The organism is Pseudoalteromonas sp. 4NS20-0020 (assembly GCF_057554385.1).
Genome location: NZ_BAAJMI010000005.1, coordinates 201,168 through 218,617, shown reverse-complemented (window position 1 = coordinate 218,617; position 17,450 = coordinate 201,168). Strand labels below are relative to the sequence as shown.

Below are 17,450 nucleotides of genomic sequence, written 5' to 3'. Positions count from 1 at the left end.
CGATGAGCTTTACTCTTTTTTATAAAAGGCCTATACACAGTACATTGTATATTCTTTTGAGTATATTATTCACTGATAAGCTTGTGCGCTATATTTTATTTAAATTTCATAGTTACTTTAATCAGCACAAAGTAAATGTAATTGAAGCCTTTTTAATGCCCTTCATAACTTTGTTCGGTTCATTATTTGTGAATATAAAAAAGAACAAAGAAAACTTTGAGTTAGCGTTATATAACTATTATCCACACTTAAGGTTACCATATAGAACTTATATCTATTCCAATATTATACGCTTTGTTATTCAGAGCATATTTTTGCTTTTTGCTGTTCATAAACCCAAAAAAAAATCAGTGTCTATAAAAAAGCATGCTGTAAATTATTTTTATGATGGAGTCAGTTACAGCCTAAGGCAACTTCGTTGGTACGACCTTAAATTAGGCCGATTAATAAGGCGCCTTTTTTCCAAAAACAACAAGCCTAAAAAAAGTGCTTTTAAAACAATGGCCGACGCTCGTATTTGGCAGAACAAACTTATTAAATACATCGTTGTTGCACTGATATTATTCTTGCTTGCCATATTTGTTACTATTCCGTTTAGCCTTGAAGCGCAAGCGGTGTTTATTAGCTTTATTTTACTGGTTGCTTACGCGCTCAAACGCGTAAAAGGCCATATGGCCACGATTGTAATGATCACCTTATCTGTCACTACATCTTCTCGATACTTGTGGTGGCGATACACTGAAACACTAAACTGGGATGACCCCTTAGCACTTACATTAGGTGCTGGCTTGTTACTAGCAGAAACATACGCATGGATGGTACTTATTTTAGGTTTTTTTCAAACCATTAATCCACTTGAAAGAAAACCTGTCATGTTGCCAAAAAATACTGACCTATGGCCAACGGTAGATATTTACATTCCTACTTACAACGAGCCTTTAAGTGTTGTAAGGCCGACTACCCTTGCCGCATTAAGCATAGATTGGCCAGCAGATAAGCTGAAAGTCTATATTTTAGATGATGGTAAACGTCCTGAGTTTGGTGAATTTGCTAAACAAGTGGGTGCGGGTTATTTAACAAGACCAGATAATAACCATGCAAAAGCCGGAAATATGAATAGTGCTATGCGCTACACAGATGGTGACTATATTGCCATTTTTGATTGCGACCACGTACCTGCTCGTTCATTTTTGCAAATGACCATGGGACAGTTTTTAAAAGACAGTAAAGTGTGTTTAGTACAAACACCACATCATTTTTTCTCAGCAGATCCATTTGAGAGAAACTTAAATAACCACAGTCAAATTCCAAACGAAAACATGTTGTTTTACGGGCTTATTCAAGACGGAAACGATATGTGGGATGCTACGTTCTTTTGTGGTTCGTGTGCGGTACTCAAAAGAGAAGCACTTGATGAAATTGGTGGCTTTGCTTTTGAAACCGTCACCGAGGATGCTCATACTGCACTGCGAATGCAACGCGCAGGTTATAAAACTGCCTATATAAATATTCCTCAAGCTGCTGGCCTTGCCACTGATAGTTTATCGGCTCATATTGGCCAGCGAATTCGTTGGGCACGGGGCATGGCGCAAATATTTAGGCTCGATAACCCGCTGTTAGGCAAAGGCTTGAACATCCCTCAGCGACTTTGCTATTTAAACGCTATGCTGCATTTTCTATCAGGTATTCCGCGCATTGTATTTTTAACCGCGCCACTGGCACTCATATACTTTAATGCATACATTATTTACGCGCCATTTTTAGCTATTTTTATCTACGTTGTACCTACACTTATTCAAATAAAAGCAACTAACTCACGAATACAAGGTAAGTATCGCTATTCGTTTTGGGGCGAAGTTTACGAATCTGTGCTTGCTTGGTACATATTAAAGCCAACAACAGTTGCTTTGTTTAATCCTAACAAAGGTAAATTTAACGTTACCGAAAAGGGTGGCTTAAACGATAAAGAGCATTATGACTGGGGTATTTCTAAGCCATATTTGGTTTTACTCGCCATTAATTTAGTAGGTATGTTAGTTGGTATTTTGCGCCTGTTTTTTGGCGACCCTACGCAAGTTGGTGTACTGCTGATTAGTATGGGGTGGGCGCTTTATAATATTATCATTTTGGGTGCTGCGGTTGCCGTGGCAGCAGAAGCACGCCAAGTGAGGCATTCACACCGCATTAAAGCAAACTTCCCAGCGGGAGTTCGCTTAGCAAATGGCCACACATTAAAAGTAAAAATTACAGATTACTCCGATAACGGCGTAGGAATAGAAACCGACCATGCACATGCTTGTCGTGTAAACGATAAAATAGAGTTATTAATGAGCCGCGGTAATAAGCAATTTTCGTTTACTACCCATGTTTGTAATACTCGGGGTAATCAAATTGGCTTAACCATTAAAGATTTATCTCTTGAAAAACAGCGCGCGTTTATACAATGTACATTTTCACGAGCTGATGCGTGGCTTGACTGGCAAAATAACTTTAGACATGACCGCCCATCTTACAGTTTTAAAGAAGTGCAAAAAACAAGCCTCAGAGGGTTTAGTAACTTGCTCTTCCACGCACCAAGAGTGCTTCAACCTATCATTCAGTTTATGACTAATTTAGTTGTATACGTAAACTCATTTACTCCAAAAAGACCAATAGTGCATAATAATTATGATTAAAAAGTTGCTTAATATATCCCTAACATTGTCGCTTATTTGTTGCGCTTATTTTGCGCATGCAATTGAGCCATTACAAAATAAATCAATGTTCATTAATGGATACCCTGAGAGCGCTCAGGTGTCGAGTTTACGCTTAGAGTTTGAAGCGTTAGGCTTTACAGGTTTTAGGCTCAACGGGGTAAATAATAACTCCCGCGTTGACTTTACAAACCGAATAGATAAATTGAGCACCAATTTAAAGCTTAACTTTTCGTATACTAACTCGCCTTCATTAATCGCGAATGTTTCGCACTTAAAAGTATACTTTAATGATAATTTAGTCACTGTTTTACCTATTAACGAACAACTTAGTATTGTAAAGAACACAGTGCAGCATAGCCTCGATCTTAACGCTAAATACATTCAAGATTACAACCAAGTCCGCTTTGAATTGGTTGGTTATTACGACCTTAGATGTCAAGATTATTTCAGCCGCACCATTTGGACTGAAATTAATAGATCAAGCAACATTATGCTCGACCAAAAGCAGCTTGCTATTGATAGTCGTTTAGAATACCTCCCAGAGCCGTTTTTTGATGAAAAAGATTACAATAAACTTAACCTACCCTTTGTATTTGCTAAAACACCCAACACCCAAGCAATTGAAGCAGCAGCAACGCTATCGAGTTGGTTTGGAGCCCAAGCTGATTGGCGTGGATTTAATTTTCCCTTAACGTTAAATAAATCGCCTGATCAACACAGTGTGGTTTTTATTACTAATGATTCAAAACCTGATTTTTTGAAAGATTACCCAGATGTTGAAAAACCAACGATTGAAATCATTTCAAACCCATTTAATCGTTACTATAAAATGTTACTCATATTGGGCCGTGATGAAGCTGATTTAAAAACAGCGGTGACTGGCCTTGCATTTGGCCACAAAGTAATGACAGGAAGAAGCGCAAGTATTGAAGCCATAAATCAGTTGCCACTTCGAAAAGCGTATGATGCACCACGCTGGCTTAGAAGCGATCGTCCAGTGCATTTTGACGAGCTTATTGACTACCCTACGCAACTACAGGCGCAAGGTCTTAATAATGGTCCAGTAAAACTAAACATTCGCTTTGCACCTGATCTATTCACGTGGCGTGAAAGAGGAATACCTATTACTCTTCAGTACCGTAGCACGCCAGAATCAGAAGCCATCGACTCTCGTTTAAATATGCTAATAAACCAAGAGTTTATAAGTGGCTTTTTACTCAATAAAAACAACGACTTATTACAAACAACGCAAGCGTTGTTGCCACTAGTTGCCAATACCGACACCACACAAAGCACAGAAGGCTTTTCTGTCAATGGCATTAATTTAGCTAACAGAAATGAACTTAACTTTGACTTTAGGTTTGGTGTACTCAAAAAAGGCGAATGTGCTGTTGCACCTCCTGGCGGTGAGTTTGGTGTTATTGATGGCGATTCAAGCATTGACGTAAGTGAATTTGATCACTATATCGCATTACCAGATCTGAACGTATTTGCTAATAGTGGCTTTCCTTTTACCAAATATGCTGATTTACAACAAACACTTGTGCTTATTGATGAAAACCCAACACCAAATGCTTTAACCGTTTTATTTAACTTAACGGGTCACTTTGGCGCAATCACCGGCTACCCAACCCATAGAATGAGTGTTGCTCATTTAAATGAGGACGCTGATTTAGATGATAAAGACATACTCGTTATAGCTAAACCTAACAGTATTGCTAATGACTTAGATGAAGATGCACAAACAAATGTTTTACTGAACAATAATCAGCGCGCAATTAAACAAGCAATTTATAATGGTGCATACGACGAACAAACGACCGATAAAGTAGAAGTTAGTATTAAAAGTAGTGGCGATATGGCTGTTATAACAGGGTTTCAATCACCGTTTGACTCAGACCGCTCTATTGTCTCGTTGAGTGCTACGACGCAAAATGCATTTTCTATACTTGACGATGTTCTAATGAACTCAGAAAAATTAGCTCAAGTAAAAGGTAGTGCAGCCATTATCAACTCACAGGGTATTAAAACCATTCAAGTAGATGAGCAATACTTTGTAGGCCATATCCCAGTCCATACATTAGTGTGGTTTCACTTATCTGATCATCCATTTATTTTGGCATTACTGTCTATTTTAACGCTATTGCTGATCTCATTTATTTTATGGCGATTATTACAAGCACTAACTTACAAGCGTTTAGCTGAAGGAGACGAATAATGAAATCACTCGTTAATATGTTTTTTACTGTGATGGCACTATTTGCTTTCAATGCCAACGCACAAGTTGAACAGTGCGAACCTTGGCAGTCGTGGCAAGTGTTTAAAAATCATTTTATAAGCCAAGACGGCCGCGTTATTGACTTGGGCAGTGATCAAAGTATCACAACCTCTGAAGGCCAATCATATGCACTATTTTTTGCGCTTATTGCCAACGATAAAGCCGCTTTTGATTCTGTTTTAAATTGGACCCAAGAGCATTTATCAGAGGGCGATTTAAGTACGCGTTTACCAGCATGGAAATGGGGACTAGATAAAAACCGCGTAGGGGGTATTTTAGATTCAAACCCTGCGTCAGATTCAGACCTATGGATTGCCTACAGTTTATCGCAAGCGGCAATTTTATGGGATGAACGCCGCTATAGTATTTTAGCCGCAGTGCTTGCTCAACGTATAATCAGAGAAGAAACCGCCTACATAACGGGCCTTGGCCTGTCTTTACTCCCCGCACCTGCCGGTTTTGAGTTTGACAATGAGCGCTATAAGCTAAATCCTAGCTACTCGCCGTTATTTATTTACCAGCAATTTAAAAAGCTTTATCCACATTCACCGTGGCATCAACTGCACGAAGGATCAGCTAAGTTAATTTTAGATACCGCACAGCAAGGCGTTAGCCCTGATTGGGTTATGTTTGATTCAAACCGCGGTTTTTACTACGACAGAAAAAATACAGATTTAGGTAGTTATAATGCAATTCGTGTTTACCTTTGGGCAAGTATGATGGCAAAAGATGCACCCTACAAACAAGAGCTTCTTACTCAGTTTGCACCGTTTGTGGACACTATTGAAGAGCGTGGCCACGTCCCTTTAAATACGTACGCTCAATCAGGTAAATCTGAAAAAAGAGGACCTTTGGGCTTTAACGCTGCCCTGTTGCCTTTGTTAGCAGAGCAAGGTAATGATGAGCTAGTAATGGCCATTCAGCAAAAGCTAATGATTGATAAGTCTTTTACGCAAACACGTTATTACGACAGTGTATTACATTTATTTGGTGAAAGTGCTGTAAACAAGCGCTTTAAAATAACGGCTGATGGAACGCTATTACCTACTTGGAGCACTGAATGTCGTTAAGGTTGGCCTTAGCTTGTACATTGGCACTAAGCACTAATTTAAATGCCGCAACAATAAATGATATTGATACACAATCGGTTGATTGGTTATTAAACCAAATTAGTATTGGTGAAGCACAACAAAACAAAAGACTTGTTGAAGATAGCCTGCAAAAATTGGTTGCAATTGCCCCTACCCGAATAGAAACGCAATGTGCGCTTGCACATTACGACTTTACGAATGGCAATACAGACCAGGCAAACTTGTTATTAAGTAAGCTTGATAACCAACTAACACAACAAACACCTTGCGTAAAAAAACTCAAGGTTATGTCTCGTATTCAAGGTAAAGACAAGGCAGTAATTCAAGAAGCAAAGCTGCTTGCTCGTGCCGGCAGGTATGAACAAGCACGTCAAATTTACAATAAAATATTTAATGATGTTTATCCTACTTTAAACTTTGAGCTTGAGCATTTAAGCTGGTATGCCCAGGACAGCGCTCAATGGCAAGGGGTTAAAAATGGTTACAAACAATTATTAAAACGCTATGACAACCTAGGCACTATAGAAGTTGCTTATGCTAGACATTTACTAAGACGTAACCCACGCGATAAAGCAGCTATGCGTATTTTAAGTAAGTATGGATCGACATCGGGTTTTAGTGATGAAGTTGAAGGTATTTGGCTCTCTGCATTAAAAAATATGCCAATAAACAGTAATACTGACAAGCAATTTCAGCAATACTTTATACTTTACCCGTTTAGTAATAAGGGAGAGTTACAGTATCAAGACTTTAAAAAGCAATTAAAAGCACGCCAAAAATTATTAGCCGACCCTGCTTATCAGCTCTGGTTAAAAGGCGATAAGCTACTCGAACAAGAAAAGTTAAAAGCAGCAGAACCTCTTCTGTTAAAAGCCTTAAAAGGCCGCCCTACTGACGGCGAAATCATGAACAGCTTAGGCATACTTTACCTACAACTAGGTGAAAATGGTAAAGCCTATAATTATTTTACACGTGCACAAAAATACACTGCCGACTTTGCAGAGCGAAATACCCTTAAAAGCATGGCTAAAACAGCTAAGTTTTGGCTGTATATTCGCCAAGCAAGAGACGCAATAGACAGCAGTGAATTTAGAGTTGCCAAATTAAAACTCGATTTAGCCGCCGCATTAGAAGAAGAACCTAATACCGTACTGGCAAATCGTGGCACCTTACAATTTGCCCAAGGGCTATATTCACAAGCTGCGCTTACCTACCAAGTGGTGCTTAAAAGCGAGCCGTTAAACGAAGGCGCCCTATTTGGCTTACTTGAAATTGCAAAGCTTGAACAAAGTGAAAAAACGCTCACCTCTTTCTTTAATCGACTTTCATTTTCACAAAAAGAAATATTAAGAGCGTTATATTTAAGCTCATTAAGTAGCGTGTATAGAACTAAGGCAACAAAGCTAACTGAAGCTGGTGAATTAGAAGAGGCTGAAAAAATATTAAAAGAGGCTATTCAAGCAACACCAGAAGAGCCTTGGTTATATTACGACTTAGCGTTTATATATCAACAAAAAGGACTCACCGACAAAGCCCGCTCATTGTTTAATAATGTATTGTGGCAATTTCCGCTAAATTCACAGCTTAGGTATAGCCATGCACTGTTTTTGCGTGCTTTAGACGATTACCAAGGTGCGCTTGCTACGCTTCAGTATATTCCATTTAAATCTCGCGATGCTGACATTGTATCTCTTGAACAACAGTTGCAACTTAATGAGTCTTTAGCTCAAAGCGAACGTTTTATTAATTCTCAAAATAAAGCGGCTGCTATTTATCACTTAAGTGCGTTAGAAGCGCAAAATTTAACGCCACCAATGAAAGCGGAGCTAGCACGAAGCTGGTTTAGCATAGAAGAACAAAACCACGCTTTAAAACTCATGCGTGACGCCTTAGCTGAAGACCCCTCATTATCAGCCTATTGGCATATGCTGTATGGAGAATGGCTTTTAGCACAGGGTAATAAAGCTCAGACTACGGATTGGTTTAATCGCTATCGGCTTCCTGAAAATGCCTCTGAGAGTGAAATAGATCAGTTTGTGCAATTACAAAATGCCTATTATTCTGAGTATTTTAGTGGCAGTGATCTTATTGCGAAGCTAAATCAGCTTGATCAAAAATACCCAAGTTCATCAGCTACAACAACTGCGCTAATAAATGCAAACTTAGCACTTGAACAAAACCAATCTGCGATTATTTTATACGAACAAAAAGTAAAAAATAATCAGCTAATTGAACCTCAAGCTTTAATGGCAATATCCAAAGCCTACAGAGCGCTTGGTGATGATTTCCAATCGAAAGAAGTCACACAACTCGCCATTGAACAAAGTACAACGCAAGAAAGTTATTTTCAGCGTCAAATTATGGAGTCGTTAAACGATTTTAACTACGCAGGTGATGCCCTTTACTTAGCCGAGCAACTTATTCAAAAAGCACCTAATGATTTAGAGCTTCGTTATTTAGGGGCGCAAGTTGCCGCTAATTTTAATGAAACAGAGCAAGCACAAACGTGGTACGCACAAACGCTTTCACCTAATCGTCAACTGAATGAAAAAGAACTCTACGCATCACTTTCGCGCATTAATGAAAACGACGAGTGGTATATAAACGGTGCCAAACGAGAACTACTCAGCCAACAAAACAAAAACCAAGCCTACATTGCCGTTGGTGTAAATTTTAGCGGACAAGTAAGTACTGAAAGTGAAGCCACATTGGGCGCTGGTTTAGTCCCTATTGAAGCGTACTTTCCGCTTTGGCAGGGGCAAGGCTTTGTAAAAATAGATCCTACAAGTATTAGCGCGCAAACAACACGATTTGACGAGCAATTTGCTGGCAGTCGATACGGTCAAGGCGCTTTGTGTATATTTACCTGTGGTATTGACGAGGTAAGCCCCGAGCAAGATGGCGTTGATATTGGCATTGGTTGGCAAAACGAAAACTGGCGCGTAGATATTGGCACAACACCACTGGGCTTTTTAATCGAAGACATTGTATGGGGTGTTAATTACTCGGACGACTTTGGTGACTTTGGCTATAGCCTTGAGTTAGAAAAACGACCAGTAACCAGCTCAGTACTCGCCTATGCAGGTCTTGAAGACGTTAATACAGGTAAAATTTGGGGGGGTGTGCGCTCAACCGGTTTAACCGCTAATGTTTCTCATGATTTAGGCGGCAATTGGGGATTTTGGTCTAGTGCTGACTTTACATTGTATAAAGGTCAAAACGTAAAAGATAACCAGCGCTACCGCTTGATGGGCGGCACCTATTATCGTGTAATAAGTAATCAAGACCGCGAATTTACAGTGGGTGCAAGTTTATTGCATTGGGCCTATAAATTTAATTTAAGTGAAGAAACCTGGGGCCACGGCGGCTACTACAGCCCACAGAACTATATTGGGTTATCGGTTCCTTTAACCTACGATGCACGATGGGGTGATGACTTTGTATACCGCGTAAAAACAGGCGTGTCGTATTCACAAACTAAAACGCAAGCAATCGACTTTTTCCCTAATGATCCTGACCTTCAAGCAGAGGCCTTTGCGCGTCAACTTGAAACCGGTGTAGATCCGGCCTTTGATTCAGATACCAGTGCGGGCGTATCGTACAATTTAGAAGGCAGCTTTGAATACAGAATAACCCCACATTGGTTCTTTGGTGGTTATTTAGCTATTGACCGTTCTGACTTTTACGAACCTAATTTTGGCCAACTGTATATCCGTTACTACTTCAATCCTGTCTACGGGACACTCGAATTTCCGGGTACACCTATTATCCCTTATGCTGAGTTCTAACTTAGCATAAGGTGATACACCGCTCAGTACTTCCCCTCGCCTTGAGGTATATGTATACTTGAGCGCAATTGTAGCTAGGATAAGGGTGTGTCTCTTACCTTGTGGTGTTATAGCCATACAGCAAATCATTATCTTAGATACAAATAATATACTGGTGGTCGAGCACTTTAACCTTATAAACAGGCTAACTTAGCTAAAGCAAAAAATTATAAGGCCATCACAACAATTCTTTAAGTTAGGAAGTAAATATGAGTTCAGCTCCAGATAGTGGCTGGTTTGGCCACCCTAAAGGACTTTCGACATTGTTCTTCACTGAAATGTGGGAACGAATGAGTTATTACGGTATGCGAGCTATGCTCGTATTATTCATGACAGCAAGCTTACAACAAGAAGGCCTTGGCTTTACGGTTGCATCAGCGGCTGCAATTTATGGTTTGTACACAGGTGCGGTATACTTTTTAGGCTTACCTGGCGGTTGGTTAGCGGATAGATTATTTGGCGGCCAAAAAGCGGTTTGGTACGGTGGTATTATCATTATGTGTGGCCACATTATTTTGGCCGTTCCACATGAATATTCATTTTTTATTGGTTTAATTTTTGTTGCAACAGGTACGGGCTTACTCAAGCCAAATATCAGTGCAATGGTAGGCCAGTTGTACAGCGATGCTGATGAGCGTCGTGATGGCGGTTACGCTATTTATTACATGGGTATTAACTTGGGTTCTTTAATAGGCTACTACGTATGTGGTTACTTTATGGAGAACGTAGGTTGGCACTGGGCATTTGGTGCAGCAGCTGTTGGTATGGCCATTGGTTTAGTACAATACAAACTTACCCTTAATAACTTACCAGAGCACAGCGCTTTACCTGCTAATCCATTAAGCGCTAAAGGCACTTCACGTACTTGGGGCGCTATCGCTTTGTTTGTGGCTGTTGTTGCGGGTGTTACCATAGCCGCTATGACGGGTGCCATTATTATAAACCCTTCAGTTGTAGCCGGTTATACAGCTGTTATATTTACTGTTATATTCTTTGTGTACTTTGGCCTTATTTATTTTAAAGGCAAATTAACAGGCGAAGAAAAACAAAGAATGTGGGCACTATTTTTAGTCTGTGTTGCCTCTGCATGTTTTTGGTCTGGTTTTGAGCAAGCTGGCTCTTCATTAAACCTATTTGCCCGCGATTACACTGACCGACTTATTGGTACTTTTGAAATTCCAACTACGTGGTTTCAATCTTTAAATTCAATATTTATTATTGTTTTATCGCCATTTTTTGCTGCGCTTTGGATAAACCTATCTAAAAAAATGATATCGCCTACTTACAGCGTAAAATGTGCATTTGGCTTGATTATTATGGCCTCAGGCTTTTTAGTCATGTTTATGGCAGCACATTATGCAGCAGAAGGCTTAAAAGTAGCGCCTTACTGGTTGGTTACTACGTACTTTTTACACACAGTGGGTGAGCTTTGTTTAAGCCCTGTGGCATTAAGTGCAGTGAGTAAACTGTCGCCTCGTCGCTATACGGGCCAGTTAATGGGTGTGTTTGTTTTAACTTACTCTATTGGTAATGTTATCTCGGGCATACTTGCAGGTAACTTTGATCCAAATAACGTTCAAGAAATCCCTACCCTATACTTACAAATTGCATTATTTAGCATTGGTGTAGGTATTGTTTTAGTGCTTATGAGCTTTAAAGCGAAAATATGGGAAAAACAAGGATTAGAGACCTAATTCAGTTAATCCTTTTGTACTAATAATTATTTACTGCATATTCCAAATGTAGTAACAAATAAAAAATGCCCCCATAATTGTTATGGGGGCATTTTTATACAGCTATGCTCCCATACTTTTAACTGATATTATGCATTAATAAATTGTTAAATTAGACACCCGAGGACTGCTGTATATGTTATTGGACAAGTTATTAAAAATAGCTGCAATACCATTTTTGCTCTTTATGTTAAGTGCATGCGGTGGTGCGAGTGATGCAGTAACGGTTAATCCAAACGATCCTGTTGAACCCGAGCCAACCCTACTTTCTTTAACTGCTGCTAACGGCTTAAACTCAACGTTAGATAACGGGGGTTTTGAATTAATTATCCCTGCGAATATAGCTTCATCAAATAGCGAAATCACTTACGAAAAAACAACACTAGATGATGCCAACGCACAGTTAAATATAATCTCTGATTTACACACCCTTATACCCGACCCTGACATTTCATTTTCAGACTCCTTCACTATTAGAATAAAAATACCTGAAGACTATGTACTCGGTGGGCAATTATTCATAGCCAGACAGTTAGGTCTAAATAGTTGGGAAACGATTACTAACTCAACCGTAAACGATGATTATGTCAGTGCACAAGTGAATCAAGTCGGCACTTATGCAATTCAAATGCAGCGTAAAGAAGCATTCGCCGATATTGGTCCAACATGTGAAGCGAGCGCAACAACACAATCGGTACGCTTTGTTCATGTAGCAGACTTACATGCTCGTTTTGGGTATCAGGAACAATACTTTAGCCGTATTAAAGCCTATTACAATCAAGTCGCCAACCAAACACCACATACCCTATTTACCAATGGTGGTGACGATTATGAAAAAGGCACGGTAGCAGAGCAACTTTCACAAGGTACAGCAACCGAAGAAGCCATTAAAGCGATGCAGTTTGACATTCGTGTTGTGGGAAACCACGACTATGCATGGGGGCCAGAAAAGCTACTGAGTTATTCGCAAGATGATAAAGCAATTGTGCTTGCAAGTAACACTCGCTATGAAGGGGAGCAACTTCAAGATTTTGCCGCTGTGAGCTTTGCAAAAGTGCAAGTGGGCTGTGTTACCTTAGGTGTATTTGGCATGACGTCGGTGCCATGGAATGAATTAGATGAGCCACAGCAAGACGATCCAATTCCTGATTTTATAAAACAATTTAAAATGAGCTGGGAGTGGCAACAAGTTGCACAAAGCATTGTAGACCAATACCGTGATGATGTTGATTACATGGTAATGCTAAGCCATTTAGGAGTAGGCCTAGATACAGATATGGCAACTGAGGTTGCAGGTATTGATTTAGTATTAGGGGGCCATACCCATGGCGGCGAAAGCTTTGATACACTAGAAAATGGCGCCATTGTTATTCAACCTGACTTTTATGCAAAAGGGATAACCGACTTAACACTTGAGTTTAATCTAGCTGATAAAACAGCACCTGTTGTGAACTATCAAACGATTGCCACTGAAACCATCACTGAACGTGATGAACCAACAAAGCAAGCCATAGATGAAATTATGGGCCGTTACGCGCCTGATGCACAAACCGAAATAGCTATTTCAGAAAACTACCCTAGTGCAATTGAGTTAGCTGAAATAACAGCATTAGCCGCGCAACACGAAAGTTCAATCACAGCCGCACTTTTAAACCCCGAACTGGTTCAAAAGCGTTGGACACCCGGCACGCTCACACAAGAAGATTTTCACGAAGCATTTTACGTAGAAAGACAGCCTTCAAATACACCCGGTTTTAACGCAATATATAAAGTGACAGTAACAGGTACAGACTTAACATCTATGTATGCAAGCCAACCTGACTGGTTTTTACTCACACCCGAAAACATTCAAGCAACCAGCAATTATGATGTCGCTTTATTTAAAGGCGCAGCGCTTAACCCTGAATTATTTTTTAATGGTGTTACATTTTTAAACGTAGAACCCATTGCCGAAGCATGGTGGTTACTAGATCAGTACGCCCGATTTAGAACAAGCCAGTGCTTATACCTAGATACCAACAGTCAACTGTTTTCATGTACAAACGAAGAAAACATAACGGTATGGAATTTTGATAATACAGCAAGCCCACTTACAGCAGATTTTGGACCTTCAGTACTCAGTTACTTCGATCCTGAAGAAAAAGACTGGGGCCCAGAAGAAACTCAATATAAAACCACTACCGAACTCGGCATTAGTGATTTGAGTGATGGGCCGTCAGGTGTAATGGCATTTTCAAGGCATGCACCAACCGAAGGCCTACATATTAACTTAAACACACCCGCTAACGGCGATTATGCCGCTGATGGCATGGTTTCAGACTACACACTTGTAATGGATTTATACTGGCCAGCAGAAGGCCAAGATATTTACCGTGCGGTTGTTCAAGCGGATACCGTTAACTACTTAACCGACGATGCCGACATATTTATTGACCCAAGTGGTGGTTATGGTAAATCAACCAGCGACAGCGGCTATTTTGGCAATACACAATCCGACTCTTGGCATCGTGTCGCTTTAGTATTTTATACTGCACCTACCAATGGCGTATTTGAAGTGTACATAGATGGCGAACTAGTGGGTGTAAAGGAAGATGGAGAAATAAACAACCGCTGGGCACTCAAAGACGCTGTACTGCTGTTTAATGATAACAACTTTGAAACCGAGCCAGGCTACTTAAATGCCATGCTTTATGCCGGCCGTGCAATGAGCCGCGACGAAATAAAAAGCTTAGGTAATGCGCAGCAAAAACTCACTTACGAGCAAGCAACACGCGTACTTAATCAAACCATTGAACGCCATTACCAAGCTGCGCCTGAAATAAAACCAAACGTGTGGTTACAACAGCGTAGCAAGTTTTTTGGTGAACGCGTCAAAAATGTAAATAATTAATTACACTTAACCCTATTTCATACCACTTCAAGAAAGAGAGTTTAACTACTTAAACTCTCTTTTTTATTACTATAATTCATAAACTTAATCAAAAAACAGTCACTAAAACTGTTTACTTTTACAGCGTAAAAATTTTCTACGGTATTGACTCAAAACAACTTGGCCACAAGCGTCCTATAAAATTTACACACCACTCAATTACTAAATACCTGGCTGCTCTTCCCCTAAATCTAATTCTGGTTAATTATCTTGCCATTAACACAACAACAAATAATCACAGTGCTTACATTGTGGGAGTAATTAAAATGAGTGAAGTAACTAACTATTTAGGTTTAGTCGGTATTGAATTTACTGAATACGCCACGCCTGATGCAGATTACATGGATAAAGTATTTACTGACTTTGGCTTTTCAAAGCTTAAAAAGTTTAAAGGTAAAGACATTGTTTATTACAACCAAAACGACATTCACTTTTTACTGAACAACGAGCGCGAAGGTTTTTCTGCTGAATTTGCTAAAAGCCATGGTCCAGCAATTTGTTCAATGGGTTGGCGTGTAGAAGACGCCCAAAAAGCATTTGAAACAGCTGTAGAGCGTGGTGCAAAACCTGCAACAGACTCTACACACAAAAACCTTCCTTACCCTGCAATTTACGGTATTGGCGACAGCCTAATTTACTTTATTGACCAATTTGGCGATAAAGGCACCATTTATGAAAGTGACTTTGAAGATTTAGCAACGCAAACGATTGTTGAAGACAAAGGCTTTAAGCGTATCGACCACCTAACTAATAATGTTTATAAAGGCACAATGGAAACATGGGCAAACTTTTATAAAGATGTGTTTGGTTTTACAGAAGTACGTTACTTTGACATTAAAGGTCAAAAAACGGCGCTAATTTCATATGCGCTTAAATCTCCATGTGGCACCTTCTCAATTCCAATCAATGAAGGTAAAGGCAACGACAACAACCAAATTGACGAATACTTAGGTGAATACAATGGCCCAGGCGTTCAACATTTAGCATTTTTAACTGATGATTTAGTTAGCTCGCTAGACAAGCTAGATAAATCAACTATTGCAACGCTCGATATTATTCCTGAATACTACGACACCATTTTCGACCGTGTGCCGTGGGTAAAAGAAGACAAAGACAAAATTCGCGAACACCAAATACTGGTTGATAGCCAAAGCGAAAATTGTTACCTACTACAAATTTTCTCTAAAAACTTATTTGGCCCAATTTTTATAGAGATGATTCAACGCGTTGATGATGGCGGTTTTGGTGAAGGTAATTTCCAAGCGTTATTTGAATCAATTGAACGCGATCAAGAGCGCCGCGGCGTTTTATAATCTTTTTGAGTAAATTAAAAGCAGCGACCTTCGCTGCTTTTTGTCGTTTTAATATTTAAAATGTATGGCTTAAAGTGCAAGTATGCTTAAATAAATACTCCATTGTTGCCATACAGTTAAACCAAAGGAAATGTAATGAGCCTAATTAACGAAACCCATGATATTAATTTAACAAGCTGGGTAGAGTCAGCGAATGTCGCCAATTGCGACTTCCCTATTCAAAACTTGCCATTTGCCGAGTTTCGTCGCAAAGGCACTAACGAAGTATTTCGTGGCGGTGTTGCGATAGGTGATCAGGTTATCGACCTTGCAAAACTAAATGAGCTAAATGTATTTACAGGCGACGCTAAAACAGCACTCGATGCAGCGAGCGAGTCAACGCTAAATACATTTATGGGTTTAGGGCAGCAATATTGGTCAGCACTTCGTTTAGCCCTTTCAAAAGCATTACGCGAAGGCGCTGATTGTCAAAAAGATATTGCGAGCGTATTAATATCGCAAGCTGATATTGAATTTTCATTACCATGTCGTATTGGTGACTACACCGACTTTTACACTTCTATTTATCATGCAACAGCAGTAGGTAGTTTATTTCGCCCTGATAACCCACTATTACCAAACTATAAATGGGTACCAATTGGTTACCATGGCCGCTCTTCATCTATTGATGTGTCTGGGCAAACATTTCACCGTCCTAAAGGACAAACTAAAGCACCCGATGCAGATGTGCCCTCGTTTGGTCCATGTAAACGCCTTGATTACGAGCTAGAGCTTGGCATTTACTTAGGTAAAGGAAATGCGCTAGGCGATGCAATTGCAATCGAAAATGCAGAAGACCATGTATTTGGTTTTTGTGTATTTAACGACTGGTCTGCCCGCGACTTACAAGCTTGGGAATACCAACCATTAGGTCCGTTTTTAGCGAAAAACTTTGCATCAACAGTGTCTCCTTGGATTGTTACAACAGAAGCACTCGCACCGTACAGAACAAGTTGGACCCGTGATGAAAACGATCCTCAACCTATGGAATATCTAGAGTCTGCCGCTAATCGCGAGCAAGGTGCATTTGATATTCAAATGGATGTAAAAATTCAAACCGAAAAAATGCGTAGCGAAGGGCACTCTCCTACCCGCGTATCTACCTCTAGCTTTAAGCACTCTTACTGGACTGTAGCTCAAATGGTAACTCACCACACAGTTAACGGGTGTAACTTTATGCCGGGTGATATGCTGGGTTCGGGTACGCAATCGGGCCCAACACATGAAGAAGCGGGTTCTTTACTTGAACTTTCTCGTGGCGGTAAAGAAAAAATAACGCTAAGCAATGGCGAACAACGCAGCTTTTTAGAAGATGGCGATAACGTTATTATGCGCGGCTGGTGTGAAAAAGAAGGCTTTGCGCGTATTGGTTTTGGTTCAGTTGAAAGCACCGTTTTAGCCGCAAAATAATCTCAATCAAACATACTTAAATGAAAGGGCTGCTTTTAAAAGCAGCCCTTTTTTATTAATTTTTGAACAGTTACAATTTTTTTCTGGCTTTTTAAGCTCAGATTGATACATTATTCCGGTTAGTAGCCAGTGTT

The 17,450-nt window shown here is 39.9% G+C and carries 8 protein-coding genes; all 8 read left to right on the top strand.

Translation table 11 applies throughout. The annotated features are described in order from the left end of the window. Nucleotides 1-2: 2 nt before the first annotated feature. The 8 genes from bcsA to fahA all read left to right on the top strand — a co-directional run bounded on the left by bcsA (nucleotide 3) and on the right by fahA (nucleotide 17,316). A complete protein-coding gene (bcsA, locus tag AC27JL_RS14150; RefSeq protein WP_006791408.1) occupies nucleotides 3-2,675 on the top strand; it encodes a UDP-forming cellulose synthase catalytic subunit in 2,673 nt (890 codons plus the stop codon). Continuing rightward, nucleotides 2,668-4,914, top strand: coding sequence for a cellulose biosynthesis cyclic di-GMP-binding regulatory protein BcsB (bcsB, locus tag AC27JL_RS14145; RefSeq protein WP_487195885.1), 2,247 nt, complete (start codon nucleotides 2,668-2,670; stop codon nucleotides 4,912-4,914). The genes bcsA and bcsB overlap by 8 nt, the downstream gene beginning before the upstream one ends. After that, nucleotides 4,914-6,044 carry a cellulose synthase complex periplasmic endoglucanase BcsZ gene (gene bcsZ, locus AC27JL_RS14140; protein ID WP_182692900.1) on the top strand — a complete coding sequence of 377 codons (1,131 nt, stop codon included), beginning with the start codon at nucleotides 4,914-4,916 and terminating at the stop codon, nucleotides 6,042-6,044. Before bcsB ends, bcsZ begins: the two co-directional genes overlap by 1 nt. Next, entirely contained in the window at nucleotides 6,035-9,853 is a 3,819-nt protein-coding gene (locus AC27JL_RS14135; RefSeq protein ID WP_487195884.1) for a cellulose synthase subunit BcsC-related outer membrane protein, read from the top strand. The genes bcsZ and AC27JL_RS14135 overlap by 10 nt, the downstream gene beginning before the upstream one ends. A gap of 248 nt (nucleotides 9,854-10,101) precedes the next feature. Next, complete coding sequence (locus tag AC27JL_RS14130; protein ID WP_039037791.1) at nucleotides 10,102-11,586, top strand: peptide MFS transporter; 1,485 nt, start codon at nucleotides 10,102-10,104, stop codon at nucleotides 11,584-11,586. 175 nt (nucleotides 11,587-11,761) lie between these two features. Beyond that, nucleotides 11,762-14,515 carry a metallophosphoesterase gene (locus tag AC27JL_RS14125; RefSeq protein WP_487195883.1) on the top strand — a complete coding sequence of 918 codons (2,754 nt, stop codon included), beginning with the start codon at nucleotides 11,762-11,764 and terminating at the stop codon, nucleotides 14,513-14,515. Between the two features lie 305 nt (nucleotides 14,516-14,820). Then, nucleotides 14,821-15,867 carry a 4-hydroxyphenylpyruvate dioxygenase gene (gene hppD / locus AC27JL_RS14120; RefSeq protein WP_138527457.1) on the top strand — a complete coding sequence of 349 codons (1,047 nt, stop codon included), beginning with the start codon at nucleotides 14,821-14,823 and terminating at the stop codon, nucleotides 15,865-15,867. Between the two features lie 135 nt (nucleotides 15,868-16,002). Next, nucleotides 16,003-17,316 (top strand): fumarylacetoacetase, encoded by a 1,314-nt coding sequence (gene fahA / locus AC27JL_RS14115; protein WP_487195882.1) that lies wholly within the window; start codon nucleotides 16,003-16,005, stop codon nucleotides 17,314-17,316. Nucleotides 17,317-17,450 lie beyond the last annotated feature (134 nt).